We start from the raw sequence: 2,110 nt of genomic DNA on the forward strand, positions 1-2,110 counted from the left end.
CGCGGGACGATCCACAGCTTCGTCATCATGCACCAGCCGCAACTGCCGTGCTTCGATTATCCGCTCCCGGTGGTGCTGGTCGAGCTGGAGGAGGGCGTGCGGATCGTCGCCAATATGCTTGGCGCGACGGCTGACGAAGTGGCGATCGGCAAGCCGGTCACGCTCGATTTCGTCGAGGTCGAGCCCGATTACATCCTGCCCGCCTTCCGGCTGGCCTGAGGAGCGATACGGATGGATTTCGCGCTCACCGAGGATCAGGCCAGCCTGCGCGATCTCGCCGCGCAGATCCTGTCCGACAACAGCAACGACGATAGCCTGCGCGCCTTCGCGAAGGATGATCGCCCCTATGATGCGGCGCTGTGGCAGACACTAGCCGAGGCCGGGCTGCTCGGCGTCGCGGTGCCGGAGGCGCACGGCGGGCTGGGGCAGGGGATGATCGAGCTCGGGCTGCTGCTCGAAGAACAGGGCCGCACGCTCGCGCCGTTGCCGCTCCACGCGACGCTCGTGACCGGCGCGCTGCCGATCGCGGCATTCGGGAGCGCCGCGCAACAGGCGATCCTGCCGCGCGTCGCTGCAGGCAAGGCGATCCTCACCGCCGCGCTGGAGGAGGTGGGCAACCACGATCCCGCGCGCCCGATGCTGCGCGCGACCCGCTCGGGCAACGGCTGGACGCTCGATGGCGTCAAGACGGCGGTGCCCTATGGCGCGGAGGCTGAGTGCATCCTCGTCCCGGCGACCAGCGCGAAAGGGGTGATCGTTTTCCTCATCGATCCGGCGACGCCGGGCATCGAGATCGGCGCGCAGCGCACCACCAGCAGCGAACCGCAGGCGCAGATCACCTTCCGCGCGGCGCAAGCCGATGACGTGCTCGGGTCGGCCGCGCAGGGCGCCGATATCGCGCGCTGGATCGTCGACCACGCGCGCGCCGGGCTCGCTGCGTTACAGGTCGGCATTTGCGCCGAAGCCCTGCGCCGCACCGCCGCTTATTCGAGCGAACGCATCCAGTTCGATCGCCCGCTCGGCGGGATGCAGGCGGTGCAGCATCGCGTCGCCGACGGCTTCATCGATGTCGAGGCGATGCGCTCGACCGCGCTGCGCGCCGCGTGGCTGCTCGATGAAGGCATCGCCGCGCCGGCCGAAATCGAGACCGCCAAATATTGGGCGGCGATCGGCGGGCATCGCGTGTCGCATTCGGCGCAGCATCTCCACGGCGGGATCGGCGCCGATATGGATTATCCGATCCACCGTTATTTCCTCGCTGCCAAGCAGGTCGAGCTCGCGCTCGGCGGGGCGCAGCCGATGCTCGCGGCGATCGGCCGCGCGATCGCCGCCGGCGACACCCAGCCACTTGCGGGAGCGCGCGCATGACCTTCGACGATCTCCACGCCGGGCAGGCCTTGCCCGAACTTATCGTCCCGATCACCGCCTCGGCGATCGTCGCCGGCGCGATCGCGACCAATGATTTCGAGAACGTCCACCACGACAAGGCCGCCGCGCAGGCGACGGGGGTGCCCGATATCTTCATGAACATCCTGACCACCAACGGCTTCGTCCAGCGCTTCGTCACCGATTGGGCGGGAGCGAACGCGCGTATCCGCAGAATCGCGATCCGGCTCGGCGCGCCCAATTTTGCGGGCGATGTGATGAAGCTCGGCGGCGAAGTGGCGGCGATCGACCCCGCGGCGCGGACCGCGGAAATCAGGGTTTCGGGCCGCAACGGCATCGGCGAGCATGTCGCCGCGACCATCACGATCGGTTTTGCGGAAGAGGTGCGCTAATGGACACGATCAGCAACAAGGCGGCGATCGTCGGCATCGGCGCGACCGAATTCTCCAAGAACAGCGGGCGTTCCGAGCTGCGTCTCGCGGTCGAGGCGACGCTGGAGGCGCTGGCCGATGCCGGGATCGATCCGGCGGAGGTTGACGGGCTCTCCACCTATACGATGGACAATAACCCCGAGATCGAGCTGTTCCGCGCGATCGGGGCGCGCGCGCTCAAATTCCACAGCCGCATCCATTATGGCGGCGGCGCGGCCTGCGCGCCGATCATGCACGCCGCAATGGCGGTGGCGACCGGGATCGCGAAGACGGTGGTGTGCTACCGCGCGATG

The 2,110-nt window shown here is 68.2% G+C and carries 3 protein-coding genes and 1 pseudogene; all 4 read left to right on the forward strand.

Annotation, left to right across the window (positions count from 1 at the left end):
• The coding region (locus BGN95_RS12615; protein WP_286772807.1) for a Zn-ribbon domain-containing OB-fold protein at nt 1-219 on the forward strand (219 nt) is incomplete at its 5' end.
• Between the two features lie 12 nt (nt 220-231).
• Nucleotides 232-1,368: an acyl-CoA dehydrogenase family protein gene (locus BGN95_RS12620; protein ID WP_286772808.1), complete on the forward strand. Its 1,137-nt coding sequence runs from the start codon at nt 232-234 to the stop codon at nt 1,366-1,368.
• Complete coding sequence (locus BGN95_RS12625; RefSeq protein WP_286772809.1) at nt 1,365-1,778, forward strand: MaoC/PaaZ C-terminal domain-containing protein; 414 nt, start codon at nt 1,365-1,367, stop codon at nt 1,776-1,778. Before BGN95_RS12620 ends, BGN95_RS12625 begins: the two co-directional genes overlap by 4 nt.
• Nucleotides 1,778-2,110, forward strand: a pseudogene (locus tag BGN95_RS12630) (lipid-transfer protein); the annotation flags it as partial. The gene BGN95_RS12625 and the pseudogene BGN95_RS12630, both read left to right, overlap by 1 nt.

It is taken from the genome of Sphingomonas sp. 66-10, assembly GCF_001897045.1.
Lineage (GTDB): Bacteria > Pseudomonadota > Alphaproteobacteria > Sphingomonadales > Sphingomonadaceae > Sphingomonas > Sphingomonas lycopersici.